Raw genomic sequence first — 16216 nt, forward strand, 5'->3', positions numbered from 1 at the left:
ACCATTCCCCATAGAGAATTTTATTTCACACATTTATTACTAACAAAATAAATTCACAACATCAATATCAAGTAAGGATTCATATGTATAACTCTACCTCATTCCATTTAATCCGGGTTTTTATTGCGATTAGTGCAACATTTTTTCTTCCCAAGTCGAAACAAATGTATGTCTCATGACAATAAAAACCATATAAAACAGAGCCATAACAAACCAATGAATAAATGAAACGTATTGCCATCAAAACAATCATTGTTGACAAAAAGAGATACCATTCACTGCAGTATGTCTCTCATTCATATTAAAAATAATTCACAATGAAAAATATAACAAATAAATAAGTTATGAATGCTGTGGCGTAATAAAGTTATATTTCTTAAATTAAAAAATCGCCATACTGGGCTTTCTGTTTTTATTTCACATTCACTCCGGATATTGTTAGCAATACACAGGATGTCCTTCTTTATGCCAATAGTTAAATCCAGAATAGTGAGGCGGCTGAAAAAATGCGGCTGGCTCACGCTCGCGACGCTCTTGTCAGGATGCTCGCTTCCCCCGGCCATTCCCGTTATAGGCGCTTATTATCCCGGCTGGCTTTTTTGCATGATTGCCGGCGTCATTCTTGTGCTCATCACCCGGCGGCTCATGCTGCAAAAATATAACGTGATTTCATTCGCGGGCGTTATTTATACCGCCCTCTTTGCCCTGTACTCCATGCTGTTCTGGCTGGTGTTTTTTTAACTCAAATTGAGATGCGCCCATGGAAAGCTCGCAGAAAAAAGTTTCTCATAACAAAATCCCGGCTCTGTTTCTGGTCATACTCGCCCTGGTGGTGATGGTTTATGTCATCTGGCGTTTGGATAGCTCACCTTCGACCAACGATGCCTACGCCTCTGCCGACACAATAGATGTGGTCCCGGAAGTCAGCGGACGTATCATCGAACTGGCCGTTAAGGATAATCAGTCGGTTAAGCAGGGCGACCTGCTATTTCGCATCGACCCTCGGCCGTATGAAGCCAATCTGGCGAAAGCACAGGCCATGTTGCATGCCCTTGATGAACAGATCATGTTGACACAGCGCAGCGTTGACGCGCAGAAGCTGGCCGCCAACTCTGTTCAGGCGATGGTCGCCAAAGCACGGGCGGCAGAAAAACAGGCCAGCAGTACGCTTAACCGCACGGCACCGCTGCTGTCGCAGGGATTTGTCTCGGCGGAAGATGTTGATCGCGCGCGCACCGCGCAGCGCGCCAGCGCAGCCGATCTCAATGCCGCGCTGTTACAGGCTCAGCAGGCCGCTACCGCCGTGAGCGGCGTTGATGCGCTGGTCGCTCAACGTGTTGCGATTCAGGCAGATATCGCCCTCACCCAGCTGCATCTGGAAATGGCCACCGTCCGTGCGCCGTTTGATGGTCGCGTGGTGTCACTAAAAACCTCGATCGGTCAGTTCGCTTCGGCAATGCGCCCTATCTTTACCCTGATCGATACGCGCCACTGGTACGTCATCGCCAACTTCCGCGAAACCGAGCTGAAAAATATCCACTCCGGCTCGCCAACCACCCTGTACCTGATGAGCGACAGCGGTAAAACCTTTAGCGGCAAAGTGGACTCCATTGGCTACGGCGTGATGCCTGAAGACGGCGGCCTGGTACTGGGCGGCCTGCCGCATGTCGCGCGTTCAATTAACTGGGTACACGTCGCCCAGCGCTTCCCGGTCAAAATTATGGTCGATAAACCGGACCCGGAGATGTTCCGTATCGGTGCCTCGGCGGTTGCCACCCTTGAGTCACAATAATGAACGCACTCAATTATCTGCCGCTGCCGGTGGTTCGACTCCTGGCATTTTTCCATAGAGAACTGAGCGAAAAGCGTCCCGGACGACAGTCGCAAATGCTTCAGCTGTGGGTGGGTTGCCTGCTGGTGACGCTGATTTCCATGACCTTTGAGGTCCCTTTTTTGGGCATCTCGCTGACGGTACTGTTTTACGGCGTACAGTCGAATGCGTTTTACACCAAATTTGTGGCAATCCTGTTTATCGCCGCGACGATAATGGAAATTGGCTTTCTGTTTATGATCTACAAGTGGTCATACAGCTATCCCTTGCTCCGCATGATCATCGCCAGCCTGATTGTCTTTGGCAGCATGTTTTTGATGCGCACCTATAAGCTGGGGCTAATATTTTTTGCCCTCGCGATTGTTGGCATATACGGCCAGACCTTTCCCGGCATGATTGATTATCCCGAGGTGGTCGCGCGCCTTACCCTGTGGTGTATCGTCGTTGGACTTTACCCCACGCTGTTGATGGTCCTGCTGGGCGTCCTCTGGTTCCCGAGCCGAGCCGGGCAGCAAATACAGGAGTCATTGTGCGCGAGGTTGGATGATGCACTGAGCCATCTGGCGGTACCGACGCCAGCGCTGGCGGAAAAGTACGTTGAGCGCGAAGTGCTGGCGCTGCAAAAACTCAGCGCCTTCTGCATGCTCGACGATGCCGACTGGAAAGCGCATAGCGCCTGGTGGAAAAATTGTGTCGCCACCGTCAGCTATCTGTATACCACTCTCAACCGCTACAGCGACGAAGCCGCCAGACATCCGGCCCTGACGTATAAGCTAGAGTATGAAATCACGGCACTACAGAGCGCTATCGCACAAGGGGAGCCCTGGCAAACTCAATGGCAGCTGAGCGCCGAAGACCGCATTATTGCCCGGGAATGTGGACTGGAAGGTCTCTGTGAACGTCTGCTCCAGCTTGGTCATATGGATCCAAAAACGCCGCCAGCCCCCGCGGTGAAAGAGTCGTCGATGGTACCGGACGCCTTCAGCAATCCGGCCTACGTCCGCTACGCGCTGAAAACACTGCTGGCCTGCATGATCTGTTACATCTTCTACTCCGGCGCCGATTGGGAAGGTATCCATACCAGCATGCTGACCTGCATCATCGTCGCCAACCCCAGCATTGGCTCAACCGGCCAGAAAATGGCGCTCCGTTTTGGTGGCGCGTTCATGGGCGCAGTCCTGGCGCTGTTGGTGACCATTTGTATCATGCCGTGGCTGGATAATATCGTTGAGCTGCTGTGCGTGCTGTCGCCTGTTTTCCTGCTCGGCGCATGGATAGCCACCGGATCGGAGCGATCCTCCTATATTGGAACGCAGATCATCGTGACCTTCTCACTGGCAACCCTCGAAAACGTATTTGGCCCGGTTTACGATTTAGTCGAGATCCGCGATCGTGCGGTTGGCATCCTGATCGGTACGGCCGTCTCGGCGGTGATCTTCACCTTTATCTGGCCGGAAAGTGAAGCCAATACTCTGCCGCGTAAGCTGGCGAGTACGCTGAACATGCTGGGTAAGCTGCTGCGCATTCCGCAGCAGGATCCTGTCGATCGGCGAGCCTATCTCCAGCTGCGTGTCGGCTGCCATACCGCCTTTAACGCTTGCGAAGAGATGTGTGCACGCGTGGCGCTGGAACGGCAGCTTGATGATGATAAACGCGAGCATCTTCTCGCACTCAGCCGCGACACGCTTCAACACAGCCGGGAGATCCTCTACGGCTGCGACAGCGCCACGGCGCCACTTCCTGCCTTCGCACAAGCGTTGGAACAATACGCCGCAGGGCTGGAAAACGGCGAGGCTACGCCCGTATCGCTATCCAGTGAAATATCCCCCACCTTACCCGCACAAACGCAGCGCGTTATACAGCAGATAGTCAGTTTACCCGACTGGACCCGTCCAGCGACCACCGTCGCTGAGGCCCAGGCGCAAGGAGCCACATTACAATGACCCGTAACTTTTTCCGCATTCTCCTGTGCGGCCTTATCGGCAGCGCCACGACGCTTTCCGGCTGCGCATTGATCCGCAACGACTCTGCTGCCCATTCCCAGCTACAGCCCACGCAAATCAAGCTGGCGGACGATATTCACCTGGCGAGCCAGGGGTGGCCCCAGGCGCAGTGGTGGCGGCAGCTTAACGACCCTCAACTCAGTTCGCTTATCGACAAAGCGCTGTCCGGCTCCCATACCCTTGCCGAAGCAAAAATGCGTGAAGAGAAAGCCCAGTCGCAGGCCGATCTGCTGGAAGCAGGATCGCAGCTCCAGATGGCGGCGCTCGGAATGATTAACCGGCAGCGTGCATCCGCCAACGGTTTCCTCGGCCCTTACGCGCTGGACGCTCCCAGACTCGGAATGGACGGCCCTTACTACACCGAAGCGACCGTCGGTCTGGTTGCTGGGTTGGATCTCGATCTGTGGGGCGCTCATCGCTCCGCCGTTGCGGCAGCGATCGGCGCACAAAACGCGGCACTCGCTGAAACGGCGGCGGTGGAACTGGCTCTCTCAACCGGCGTGGCGCAGCTCTATTACAGCATGCAGGCAAACTATCAGATGCTCGACCTGCTTGAGCAAACCCGTAGCGTAATTGATTACGCGGTTCAGGCGCACCTGAGCAAAGAGTCTCGTGGATTAGAAGCGAAGATCCCTTACCACGGCACGCGGGCGCAGTTGCTGGCGGTAGATAAACAAATTGCCGCAGCGCAAGGGCAAATTAAAGAGACGCGCGAATCGCTGCGCGCGCTCATCGGAGCCAACGGCAACGAACTGGCAGAGATCAAACCGGTCGCGCTGCCGCAGGTACAGACGGGCATTCCTTCAACGCTTTCCTACGATCTGCTCGCCCGCCGCCCGGATCTGCAGGCGATGCGCTGGTATGTGCAGGCTTCGCTCGATCAGGTCGATGCCGCGAAAGCGCTGTTTTATCCAAGCTTCGATATCAAAGCATTCTTCGGCCTGGATGCCATTCACATTGACGATCTGTTCAAAGCCCCCAGCAAGCAGATTAACTTTATCCCCGGCCTGCGCCTGCCGCTGTTCGACGGTGGTCGTCTGAACGCCAACCTGAAAAATACCCGCGCCACCAGCAACATGCTGATTGAACACTATAACCAGTCGGTGCTGAACGCCGTACGCGATGTGGCGATTAACGGTACGCGTTTGCAAACCCTGAACGAAGAACGCGAACTGCAGCTTGAGCGCGTCGATGCGAGCCGCTTTAGCCAAAGCGCCGCCGAAGCCGCGTTTAATCGCGGACTCGGTAGTCGGCTACAGGCCACAGAATCCAGCCTGCCGGTGCTTTCCGAGCAGATGTCGCTGCTGGTGCTGGACACTCAGCGCGTCATTCAAAGCATTCAACTCATCAAAACGCTCGGCGGCGGTTATCAGGCGCCGGTGTCCTCTCACTAATCTTCTCGCCGCGTGATAAATGTCACGCGGCTTATCATTTCGACACGTCAAATATGACGATGGCCTGTTTTTCGTCAGGGTTTTGACCAAATTTTGCCCGTAACATCAGGGAATGCCCACAATAAAAAAGTGGCATAAAAGATGCATACTGAGGGCGACAGCGCGTATGCGCGATTTGATTAACTGGAGCGAGACCGATGAAAAAAGTCGTCACGGTTTGCCCGTATTGCGCATCAGGTTGCAAAATCAACCTGGTGGTCGATAACGGTAAAATCGTCCGGGCTGAGGCGGCGCAGGGGAAAACCAACCAGGGTACTCTGTGTCTGAAGGGCTATTATGGCTGGGACTTCATTAACGATACCCAGATCCTGACCCCGCGCCTGAAGACCCCAATGATCCGTCGCCAGCGCGGCGGCAAACTGGAATCCGTTTCCTGGGATGAAGCGCTAAATTACGTTGCTGACCGCCTGAGCGCGATCAAAGCGAAATACGGCCCGGATGCTATTCAGACTACCGGTTCCTCACGCGGGACGGGTAATGAAACCAACTATGTAATGCAGAAATTTGCGCGCGCCGTTATTGGTACCAATAACGTTGACTGCTGCGCTCGCGTCTGACACGGCCCTTCGGTTGCAGGTCTGCACCAATCGGTCGGTAACGGCGCAATGAGTAATGCGATTAACGAAATTGATAACACCGATTTAGTGTTTATCTTCGGGTACAACCCGGCGGATTCCCACCCTATCGTGGCGAATCACGTGATTAACGCTAAACGTAACGGGGCGAAAATCATCGTCTGCGATCCGCGCAAAATTGAAACCGCGCGCATTGCTGACATGCACATCGCGTTGAAAAACGGCTCAAACATCGCGCTGCTCAACGCCATGGGGCACGTCATTATTGAAGAAAACCTGTACGACAAAGCGTTCGTCGCTGCCCGTACCGAAGGTTATGAAGAGTACCGTAAGATTGTCGAAGGCTATACGCCGGAGTCCGTTGAAGCGATTACCGGCGTTAGCGCGCAGGAAATTCGCCAGGCCGCCCGTATGTATGCCTCGGCAAACAACGCCGCCATCCTGTGGGGCATGGGTGTCACCCAGTTCTATCAGGGCGTGGAAACCGTGCGTTCACTGACCAGCCTCGCGATGCTCACCGGCAACCTCGGTAAGCCAAGCGTTGGCGTTAACCCAGTCCGCGGCCAGAACAACGTTCAGGGCGCCTGTGATATGGGTGCGCTGCCGGATACCTATCCGGGCTATCAGTACGTGAAGTTCCCGGAAAACCGCGAGAAATTCGCCAAAGCCTGGGGCGTAGACAGTCTGCCTGAGCATACCGGCTATCGCATCAGCGAGCTGCCGCACCGCGCGGCGCATGGCGAAGTGCGCGCGGCGTATATCATGGGTGAAGATCCGTTACAGACCGATGCCGAACTCTCTGCGGTTCGTAAAGGCTTCGAAGATCTGGAACTGGTTATCGTCCAGGATATCTTCATGACCAAAACCGCTGCGGCCGCAGACGTTATTTTACCGTCTACGTCATGGGGCGAACATGAAGGCGTCTTTACCGCCGCTGACCGTGGCTTCCAGCGCTTCTTTAAAGCCGTTGAGCCGAAGTGGGACCTGAAAACGGACTGGCAGATCATCAGTGAAATCGCCACCCGTATGGGCTACAAAATGCACTACAACAACACTCAGGAAATCTGGGATGAGTTGCGCAGCCTGTGCCCTGATTTCTACGGTGCCACCTACGACAAAATGGGCGAGCTGGGCTATGTGATGTGGCCATGCCGCGATGAGTCTGACGCAGACCAGGGGACGTCTTACCTCTTTAAAGAGAAGTTCGACACGCCAAACGGTCTGGCGCAGTTCTTCACCTGCGACTGGGTTGCGCCTATCGACAAACTCACCGAAGAGTACCCGATGGTACTGTCAACGGTGCGTGAAGTCGGCCACTACTCTTGCCGTTCGATGACCGGCAACTGTGCGGCGCTGGCCGCGCTGGCGGACGAGCCGGGCTATGCCCAGATCAACACCGCCGATGCCGCCCGTTTAGGCATTGAAGATGAAGCGCTGGTGTGGGTGAACTCCCGTAAAGGTAAAGTCATTACCCGCGCCGCCGTCAGCGATCGCCCGAACAAAGGTGCAATTTACATGACCTATCAATGGTGGATTGGGGCATGTAATGAGCTGGTAACCGAGAACCTGAGCCCGATTACCAAAACGCCTGAGTACAAGTACTGCGCCGTGAACGTTGAGCCGATTGCCGACCAACGCGCCGCCGAGCAGTATGTGATTGATGAGTATACGAAGCTGAAGGCCAGTCTGCGCGAAAGCGCGATGGGCTAAGCGGACTCGTTTCAACGCCCCCATTCGGGGGCGTTTTTTTATCCTCGCTTTATCTTTATACTGCCCACTTCCTCGGTCACCTACACAATAAAATGAAACACATTTTTGCATTGCTATGGCTGGTTGCGCTGTTCGCCCATGCGGATGAGCCGGGTAGCCAATATTTGAAAGCCGCAGAGGCCGGAGACGCCCGCGCGCAATACTATCTGGCGGATACCTGGTTTAGCTCACGCGATTTGAGCAAAGCCGAGTTCTGGGCGCAGAAATCCGCTGACGGCGGTGATGCAGATGCCTATGCCCTTCTGGCGCAGATTAAAATTACCAACCCGGTGGATCTGGATTATCCTGCCGCCAAAGCGCTGGCGGAAAAAGCCGTGAAGGCGGGAAGCCGGGCGGGTGAAGTGATCCTCGCGCGCGTGCTTATCAACAGCCAGTCGGGGCAAACCGACTACCCACGCGCGGTGACGCTGCTTGAGCAGGCATCTGCCAACGCAGAAAGCGATTTTGCCGTCGATGCGCAGATGCTGCTAGGGCTGATTTACGCCAACGGCACCGGTGTGAAAGAAGACGATGAAAAGGCGACGGACTACTTTAAAAACAGTTCAGCGCTGTCGCGTACCGGCTATGCCGAACACTGGGCCGGCATGATGTTCCTGAACGGTGAGAAAGGCTTTATTACGCCGAATAAACAGAAGGCGCTGCAGTGGCTGAACCTGAGCTGTACCGAAGGGTTTGATACCGGCTGCGAAGAGTTTGATAAGGTGAGCGCGGAGTAACAGCTCGCTGCTCCACCCTCACCCCAACCCTCTCCCTCAAAGGGAGAGGGTTGGGGTGAGCTATATGTATGGCTGGGTGCCAAAGCGGTTAGCCAGGCCAGCGCTAAACCGCCGCGAATCGCACCATTCGGTCCCCTCGCCCCTTTGGGGAGAGGGCTAGGGTGAGGGGAAAATCAGTTCGGTGCCCCAAAAACAACAACGCCGGGAAATCCCGGCGTTGTTTTTCTTTCTATTATTGGTCGGCTGTTTTATCAAACTTGCCGAGCATCTCACGCTCATAGGCTCGCGCTTTTTTAACGTCGAACTTGTGTTCCCACTTAGCGATGACCAGCACCGCCAGCGCGTTACCCACCACGTTCAGCGCGGTACGCGCCATATCGAGGATACGATCGACACCGGCAATAAACGCCAGACCTTCCAGCGGTATCCCCACGCTACCTAATGTCGCCAGCAGAACCACGAAGGAGACGCCAGGTACGCCCGCGATACCTTTCGAGGTCACCATCAGCGTCAGTACCAGCACGATTTCCTGCCAGAGAGACAGGTCGATACCGTACAGCTGGGCAATAAAGATAGCGGCAATACTCTGGTACAGCGTTGAACCATCGAGGTTAAAGGAGTAGCCGGTCGGCACCACGAAGCTGGTGATCGACGCCGGTGCGCCGTAGGCTTCCATCTTCTCGATAATACGCGGCAGCACGCTCTCGGAGCTGGCGGTGGAGTACGCCAGAATCAGCTCGTCTTTAAGGATGCGAATCAGGATCCAGATGCTCAGCCCGCAGATGCGCGCCACAATCCCCAGCACCACCAGCGCGAAGAACAGAATCGCGAAGTGCACCAGCAGCACCAGCTTCGCCAGCGGCCATAGGGAGGCAAAACCAAAGTTCGCCACCGTCACCGCAATCAGCGCGAACACCCCAACCGGCGCGTAGCGCATCACCATGTGGGTCACTTTAAACATGGTTTCGGAGATAGAGCGGAACACTGTCACCAGCGGTTCACGATGCGTAGCGGGCAGCGAGGAGAGGCCGAGGCCGAACAGTACCGAGAAGAAGATAATCGGCAGCATTTCGCCTTTTGCCATCGACGCCACGATATTGGTCGGCACCAGAGATAGGATTGTCCCCATCAGCCCATGGGCGTGACTTTGTACTTCCGCAGTGGTGCTTTGGTATTTCGAAATGTCCGCCGTCGCCAGCTGAGACATGTCGATCCCAGCCCCTGGCTGGAAGACATTCGCCATGGTGATACCGATAATTATCGCTATCGTGGTGATCACTTCGAAATAAAGAATGGTTTTAGCGCCAATTCGCCCAAGCTGTTTTGCGTCACCGACGCCGGCTATTCCCACGACCAGCGTAGAAATAACAATCGGCACGACGATCATTTTAATCAGATGGATGAAAATATCGCCAGCAGGAGACAGAAGATTCATAACCAGCCATTCGCGGCTATCGCTATGATAATGAAGATAACTACCCAGAATAATACCTAGCACCAGGGCAATGAGAATTTGCCACGCCAGGCTGATTCGTGTTTTTTTCATAACTGCAGACTTCCTCAATGAAAAATACCATACCGAACGGGAATGATATCCACTTGAAAGGGGGTGATTTGTGTTGCGTTTACTTTTAGAGGTTTTTAACGCGCAATATCAGTATCATCTGTACGGTGTCCCGCGCAACCCTTTCAGTTCAGGGCTTTTCACCACAGAAATCGATATTACTACTAATTTCTACCAGTAATTATTTATAAGTTTTTGTTATAAAAACAAAAAATTTCCGCCATTTTCTATAAATCCCCTTCCGCAATTATTTCTGTTCAAAGAATCAAATGAACGTTATTTGAACAATTCCACTAATGCGTGATCTGCCGCGCAAATAGTAAACAAAGCTTCCCCTCCCTCTGTTATTAACTTTTGTGCGACATATTATTAACATCCTACATGGAGAAAAAAAGCATGAGCCAAATTCACAAACATTCTATTCCTGCAAATATTGCAGAACGCTGCCTGATTAATCCGGAACAATACAAGACCAAATACCAGCAGTCCGTCACCAGTCCTGATACGTTTTGGGCGGAAGAGGGTAAAATCCTCGACTGGATGCGGCCTTACAGCAAAGTCAAAAACACCTCTTTTGCCCCTGGCAACGTCTCCATTAAGTGGTACGAAGACGGCACCCTGAACCTGGCCGCCAACTGTCTTGACCGCCACCTGCAGGAACGCGGCGATCAGACCGCCATCATCTGGGAAGGCGACGACGCCACTCAAAGCAAACACATTACCTATCGCGAACTGCATCGCGACGTTTGCCGTTTCGCAAACACCCTGCTCTCTTTAGGCGTGAAGAAAGGCGACGTGGTGGCTATCTATATGCCGATGGTACCGGAAGCGGCCGTGGCGATGCTGGCCTGCGCCCGCATTGGCGCTATCCATTCCGTTATCTTCGGCGGTTTCTCGCCGGAAGCCGTTGCTGGCCGTATCATCGACTCCAGCGCGCGTCTGGTAATCACATCTGATGAAGGCGTTCGCGCCGGACGTAACGTGCCGCTGAAGAAAAACGTCGACGATGCGCTGAAAAATCCGAACGTTAAAACCATTGAAAACGTGGTAGTACTCAAGCGCACCGGCGGCAAAATTGACTGGCAGGAAGGCCGCGACCTGTGGTGGCACGACCTGCAAGAAAACGCCAGCGACCAGCATCAGCCGGAAGAGATGAACGCAGAAGACCCGCTGTTTATCCTCTATACCTCCGGTTCCACCGGCAAGCCAAAGGGTGTATTGCACACCACCGGCGGCTATCTGGTGTATGCCGCGACCACCTTTAAATATGTCTTCGACTACCATCCGGGCGACATCTACTGGTGTACCGCCGATGTCGGCTGGGTTACTGGTCACAGCTATTTGCTGTACGGTCCGCTGGCCTGCGGCGCGACCACGCTGATGTTCGAAGGCGTGCCAAACTGGCCAACGCCAGCACGCATGTGTCAGGTGGTTGATAAACATAAAGTTAACATTCTGTATACCGCACCGACGGCGATTCGCGCATTGATGGCTGAAGGCGACAAAGCCACGACCGGAACCGATCGTTCCTCCCTGCGCATTCTTGGCTCCGTGGGCGAACCTATCAACCCGGAAGCCTGGGAGTGGTACTGGCAGAAAATTGGCAACGAGAAATGTCCGGTGATGGACACCTGGTGGCAAACGGAAACCGGTGGTTTCATGATTACTCCACTGCCGGGCGCCATCGAGCTGAAAGCAGGCTCTGCCAGCCGTCCATTCTTCGGCGTTCAGCCCGCGCTGGTCGATAACGAAGGCCATCCGCAGGAAGGCGCCACCGAGGGCAACCTGGTGATCACCGACTCCTGGCCGGGCCAGGCGCGTACGCTGTTTGGCGATCACGAACGCTTTGAGCAGACCTACTTCTCGACCTTCAAAAACATGTACTTCAGCGGTGATGGCGCGCGTCGTGACGAAGACGGCTATTACTGGATAACCGGTCGCGTTGATGACGTGCTGAACGTCTCCGGCCACCGTTTAGGCACCGCGGAAATTGAATCGGCGCTGGTTTCCCATCCGAAGATTGCCGAAGCTGCGGTTGTCGGCATCCCGCACAGCATTAAAGGCCAGGCAATTTACGCCTACGTCACGCTGAACCACGGTGAAGAGCCAACGCCTGCGCTCTATACCGAGGTGCGTAACTGGGTGCGTAAAGAGATTGGCCCGCTGGCGACACCGGACGTGCTGCACTGGACAGATTCGCTGCCAAAAACCCGTTCAGGCAAGATCATGCGCCGCATTCTGCGCAAGATCGCCGCTGGCGACACCAGCAACCTGGGCGATACCTCGACCCTCGCCGATCCGGGCGTGGTGGAGAAACTGCTGGAAGAGAAGCAGTCCATCGCGATGCCGTCATAAGCGAAGACTTCCCCCTCTCCTGTTACCGGGAGAGGGCCGGGGTGAGGGTGTCACTACCGTACACCGCCCCTCGCCCTATCCTTCTACCCTCGGAAGAAGGAAGCGTACGGTGTTCTGATTTGCACAAAAAACACTACCAATAAAAAACCTCTGGAGACTCTGTGATGAATGATCAAATTTGTCAGCAGATAGAAGATAGTGCGCATTTCAGGGAGCTGGTTGAAAAACGGCAACGGCTTGCCACCTTCTTATCGCTGATCATGTTAGTGGTTTACGTCGGTTTTATTTTACTCATCGCTTTTGCCCCGGGCTGGCTGGGCACGCCGCTGCATGCGGGCACTAGCGTTACGCGCGGTATCCCAATCGGGATCGGCATTATCGTTATTTCTTTTGTCCTGACCGGCATTTATGTCTGGCGGGCTAACAGCGAATTTGATCGCCTGAACAAGGCCGTACTGCGCGAGGTAAAAGCATCATGAAGAAAGTCCTGACGGCGCTCGCCGCCACACTTCCTTTAGCCGCCAACGCGGCAGACGCTATCAGCGGCCACGTTGAGCGCCAGCCAACCAACTGGCAGGCGATTATCATGTTCCTGATTTTCGTCCTCTTGACGCTGTACATCACCTACTGGGCCTCAAAGCGGGTGCGCTCGCGCAGCGACTACTACACCGCAGGCGGCAACATTACCGGTTTCCAGAACGGGCTGGCGATTGCCGGTGACTTTATGTCGGCGGCGTCGTTCCTCGGCATCTCTGCGCTGGTGTACACATCGGGCTACGATGGGCTGATTTACTCGCTCGGCTTCCTCGTCGGCTGGCCGATTATTCTGTTCCTGATTGCCGAACGCTTGCGTAACCTCGGCCGCTATACCTTTGCCGACGTGGCGTCCTATCGCCTCAAGCAGGGGCCAATTCGTCTGCTCTCCGCCTGCGGTTCACTGGTGGTGGTGGCGCTTTACCTGATTGCGCAGATGGTGGGTGCCGGTAAGCTTATCGAGCTGCTGTTCGGTCTCAACTACCACGTCGCCGTGGTGCTGGTTGGCGTACTGATGGTGATGTACGTGCTGTTTGGCGGCATGCTCGCCACCACGTGGGTACAGATTATCAAAGCGGTTCTGCTGCTGTTCGGCGCCAGCTTTATGGCCTTCATGGTAATGAAGCACGTCGGCTTTAGCTTCAACAACCTGTTCACCGAAGCGATGGCGGTACACCCGAAAGGCGCGGCCATCATGAGCCCTGGTGGGCTAGTGAAAGACCCAATATCCGCGCTGTCGCTCGGTCTTGGCTTGATGTTTGGTACTGCCGGTCTGCCGCACATTCTGATGCGTTTCTTCACCGTAAGTGACGCCAAAGAAGCGCGTAAAAGCGTGTTCTACGCCACCGGGTTTATGGGTTACTTCTACATCCTGACCTTCATCATCGGCTTTGGTGCCATCATGCTGGTCGGCGCAAATCCGCAGTTTAAAGATGCGGCGGGTGCGCTTATTGGTGGTAACAACATGGCGGCGGTACATCTGGCCGATGCGGTCGGCGGCAACCTGTTCCTCGGCTTTATCTCTGCGGTCGCCTTCGCCACCATTCTGGCGGTGGTCGCGGGTCTGACGCTGGCAGGGGCTTCGGCGGTCTCTCACGATCTCTACGCTAACGTGTTTAAGAAAGGCGCCACCGAACGTCAGGAGCTGAAGGTTTCCAAAATCACCGTACTGGTGCTGGGCGTGGTGGCTATTCTGCTGGGCATCCTGTTTGAGAATCAGAACATCGCCTTCATGGTGGGTCTGGCGTTCTCGATCGCGGCCAGCTGTAACTTCCCGATTATTCTGCTCTCCATGTACTGGTCGAAATTGACCACGCGTGGCGCAATGGTCGGCGGCTGGCTGGGCCTGCTGACGGCGGTGGTGCTGATGATCCTTGGCCCAACCATCTGGGTCACCATCCTCGGCCACGAAAAGGCGATTTTCCCGTATGAGTATCCGGCACTGTTCTCTATCGCCGTCGCCTTTATCGGTATCTGGTTCTTCTCCGCCACCGATAACTCTGAAGCAGGCAACCTCGAACGTGACCAGTTCCGCGCGCAGTTTATCCGCTCGCAGACCGGTCTGGGCATCGACCAGGGCCGTGCGCACTAAAATCCCCTCCCCGGCCGCTGGTCGGGGATCACATTTTTTGCCCCTTCAGGTGATGTTTATCACGTCATTTAAATGAAAAAAGCCAACGCGCATCACAAGTTTTATCTGTGATTCGCGTTGGCTGTCACGCTTTTCCGCTTTCCACGCCAATCCTCGGTTTTACCTCTACGACGTTTGCAGACAATCCCCGCCGCAGTTTTTATTCTTTACTCACAGCGAGTGATTCAGGCTGCTGGCAAAACGAGCCAAACGCTCTGGGCTTAGCAGCAACGGCAGAAACAGCGGGCCGCTAGCTGGCGGATTGACCAACCAACGCTCCAGGGTGTCGGTATAGCGCAGCAGATGCTGTTGGTGCTTTTGCAGCACGTCTGCCGGCAGACTTTGCGGGCCGTAGCGATCGATCCACAGAACATCGGTCATCGCGGCGGCCACCCGGGAAAACATCTGGCTGTAGATTTCCGCGCTACGCCAGGCGGCCAGCAGGATCTCCAGCGAATCGTTGGGGCAAGTGATACGCGGCATCAGCTCACGCAGGTTTTGTACCGTGCGTGAAGCTAAAAAGCAGGCGGCCTCTTTTTCCAGCGCCACCCGCTCGCGCTGCTCTTTGCCCAAACCCGGATCGTCGGTGGGCATCAGCGGTTGCCAGGCATGCATCCAGTTTGCGCTGCGGGTATCCATGTGCAGAAGCTGCTGCGCCTGAGCCACGCTTTCCGGGATCTGGCTTTGATAGTGCAGGCGGCGGCCCAGAAAGTTCGGCGTTTTGCACAGCCAGTCGTAGCTGGCATGCATGATTGCCGACAGCTGGTGTTTGTCCTGCATTGAGCGAAAGCCAATCTGCTGATTCTCCGCCCAGCGCTCAAAGGCGGAAGGCTGAGATTCCTCCGCAGTCTGGTTGGCCGCGGAGAGGCCGAACAGGTTAACGGCATTGGCGGAGTCCATCACCCGGCTATCGGGCAGCCACTGCCAGCTGACGCGCGAAGTGACGGCTTCAATCTCGTTTTCGGCGGCACTCAACGCCCAGCTTAACCGGCCGCTGATTTCATCGGCCAGATAGCACGGCAGCGCGGTCCAGCCGTAGCCGGTGCCAAAAAGATCGTACTCGATCCACTTTTTATGCCCCGGCAACGTAGCAATGTGCGGGTGGTTGGCAAACCCGGGGTGATAGTCCAGCTCGGTGGCTTTTATCGAGGCACGCACATCGTCGGGAAGCGTCGCCAGCAGGTTGGAAAGCTGCTGCCGGGGCCAGCTGTCATCAATGTAGTCGCGCAGCACCAGCTTTTTACCCTGGGCGCGCAACAGGCTCCAGACATCATGCAGGCTTTGCTGCCAGCGGGTGGTCTGAAATTCCGGGGTGGTCAGGCTCAAAATGAGGCCGCTGAGATGCGGCAGCGCATGAAGTAGTGGATGCAATATTGCGGCATAAAAATGCTGCCAGAAATCCGGTGAGCTTTTTTCATCGAACGTCAGTTCGGGAAATTTACGCTTAATTATATCGTCGCTCGGCGCGGCTTCGCCCTGCAGCCAAAACGATAAATTATTTTCCGCCAGATATTGGTCGACGCGTTTTAAATATTGCAGGGCGTAATTTTGTTGATGAATCAGGTTCTCGACGTTGAGCTTTTGGCTTAACGGCGAGGGCGTAGCAAGAAAAGAAAGCAGTTCCTGTTGGTGCAGGATGATGCCGGTGAAACCGTGCTGTTTCGCGCTTTTAACGCCCTGAATAAACCAGGGCCAGTGCCAAATAAAAGTGCTATTCAGCTCCATCAATTGATGCGGAATACGTTTCATTGCGTCGCCTTGCTGATATTTGAATTTATATCTTA

The 16216-nt window shown here is 54.8% G+C and carries 11 protein-coding genes; 9 read left to right on the forward strand and 2 right to left on the reverse strand.

Annotation, left to right across the window (positions count from 1 at the left end):
• The first annotated feature begins 465 nt into the window (after window positions 1–465).
• The 6 genes from LZ634_RS02180 to LZ634_RS02205 all read left to right on the forward strand — a co-directional run bounded on the left by LZ634_RS02180 (window position 466) and on the right by LZ634_RS02205 (window position 8349).
• Window positions 466–741, forward strand: a complete 276-nt coding sequence (locus tag LZ634_RS02180; RefSeq protein WP_234502095.1) for a YtcA family lipoprotein — start codon at window positions 466–468, stop codon at window positions 739–741.
• Between the two features lie 19 nt (window positions 742–760).
• Entirely contained in the window at window positions 761–1792 is a 1032-nt protein-coding gene (gene mdtN / locus LZ634_RS02185) for a multidrug transporter subunit MdtN (protein WP_234502096.1), read from the forward strand.
• Entirely contained in the window at window positions 1792–3774 is a 1983-nt protein-coding gene (gene mdtO / locus LZ634_RS02190) for a multidrug efflux transporter permease subunit MdtO (protein WP_234502097.1), read from the forward strand. Before mdtN ends, mdtO begins: the two co-directional genes overlap by 1 nt.
• On the forward strand, window positions 3771–5228 hold the full coding sequence (locus LZ634_RS02195; RefSeq protein ID WP_234502098.1) for an MdtP family multidrug efflux transporter outer membrane subunit: 1458 nt from the start codon (window positions 3771–3773) through the stop codon (window positions 5226–5228). The genes mdtO and LZ634_RS02195 overlap by 4 nt, the downstream gene beginning before the upstream one ends.
• Window positions 5229–5425: 197 nt before the next feature.
• Window positions 5426–7573: a formate dehydrogenase subunit alpha gene (gene fdhF, locus LZ634_RS02200; RefSeq protein WP_234502099.1), complete on the forward strand. Its 2148-nt coding sequence runs from the start codon at window positions 5426–5428 to the stop codon at window positions 7571–7573.
• 92 nt (window positions 7574–7665) lie between these two features.
• Entirely contained in the window at window positions 7666–8349 is a 684-nt protein-coding gene (locus LZ634_RS02205; protein ID WP_234502100.1) for a tetratricopeptide repeat protein, read from the forward strand.
• 232 nt (window positions 8350–8581) lie between these two features.
• Here the strand turns inward: LZ634_RS02205 and gltP are convergent, their stop codons facing one another.
• Entirely contained in the window at window positions 8582–9895 is a 1314-nt protein-coding gene (gene gltP, locus LZ634_RS02210; RefSeq protein WP_234502101.1) for a glutamate/aspartate:proton symporter GltP, read from the reverse strand.
• A gap of 414 nt (window positions 9896–10309) precedes the next feature.
• Here gltP and acs point away from each other — a divergent pair, with 414 nt between their 5' ends.
• The 3 genes from acs to actP all read left to right on the forward strand — a co-directional run bounded on the left by acs (window position 10310) and on the right by actP (window position 14393).
• Window positions 10310–12268, forward strand: coding sequence for an acetate--CoA ligase (gene acs / locus LZ634_RS02215; protein WP_234502102.1), 1959 nt, complete (start codon window positions 10310–10312; stop codon window positions 12266–12268).
• A gap of 164 nt (window positions 12269–12432) precedes the next feature.
• On the forward strand, window positions 12433–12747 hold the full coding sequence (locus tag LZ634_RS02220; protein ID WP_234502103.1) for a DUF485 domain-containing protein: 315 nt from the start codon (window positions 12433–12435) through the stop codon (window positions 12745–12747).
• Complete coding sequence (gene actP / locus LZ634_RS02225) at window positions 12744–14393, forward strand: cation/acetate symporter ActP (protein WP_234502104.1); 1650 nt, start codon at window positions 12744–12746, stop codon at window positions 14391–14393. Before LZ634_RS02220 ends, actP begins: the two co-directional genes overlap by 4 nt.
• A gap of 210 nt (window positions 14394–14603) precedes the next feature.
• Here actP and LZ634_RS02230 read toward each other — a convergent pair whose 3' ends face one another.
• Window positions 14604–16181: a hypothetical protein gene (locus LZ634_RS02230; protein WP_234502105.1), complete on the reverse strand. Its 1578-nt coding sequence runs from the start codon at window positions 16179–16181 to the stop codon at window positions 14604–14606.
• Window positions 16182–16216 lie beyond the last annotated feature (35 nt).

It is taken from the genome of Kluyvera intermedia, assembly GCF_021440345.1.
GTDB classification, from domain to species: domain Bacteria; phylum Pseudomonadota; class Gammaproteobacteria; order Enterobacterales; family Enterobacteriaceae; genus Kluyvera; species Kluyvera intermedia_A.

What these genes read in the sequence shown, in the direction of transcription:
- LZ634_RS02220 (WP_234502103.1), top strand. Translation starts at nt 12,433, where the DNA reads ATGAATGATCAAATTTGTCAGCAGATAGAAGATAGTGCGCATTTCAGG.
- LZ634_RS02180 (WP_234502095.1), top strand. Translation starts at nt 466, where the DNA reads ATGCCAATAGTTAAATCCAGAATAGTGAGGCGGCTGAAAAAATGCGGC.
- mdtO (WP_234502097.1), top strand. Translation starts at nt 1,792, where the DNA reads ATGAACGCACTCAATTATCTGCCGCTGCCGGTGGTTCGACTCCTGGCA.
- acs (WP_234502102.1), top strand. Translation starts at nt 10,310, where the DNA reads ATGAGCCAAATTCACAAACATTCTATTCCTGCAAATATTGCAGAACGC.
- LZ634_RS02230 (WP_234502105.1), bottom strand. Translation starts at nt 16,181, where the DNA reads ATGAAACGTATTCCGCATCAATTGATGGAGCTGAATAGCACTTTTATT.
- LZ634_RS02205 (WP_234502100.1), top strand. Translation starts at nt 7,666, where the DNA reads ATGAAACACATTTTTGCATTGCTATGGCTGGTTGCGCTGTTCGCCCAT.
- gltP (WP_234502101.1), bottom strand. Translation starts at nt 9,895, where the DNA reads ATGAAAAAAACACGAATCAGCCTGGCGTGGCAAATTCTCATTGCCCTG.
- actP (WP_234502104.1), top strand. Translation starts at nt 12,744, where the DNA reads ATGAAGAAAGTCCTGACGGCGCTCGCCGCCACACTTCCTTTAGCCGCC.
- LZ634_RS02195 (WP_234502098.1), top strand. Translation starts at nt 3,771, where the DNA reads ATGACCCGTAACTTTTTCCGCATTCTCCTGTGCGGCCTTATCGGCAGC.
- mdtN (WP_234502096.1), top strand. Translation starts at nt 761, where the DNA reads ATGGAAAGCTCGCAGAAAAAAGTTTCTCATAACAAAATCCCGGCTCTG.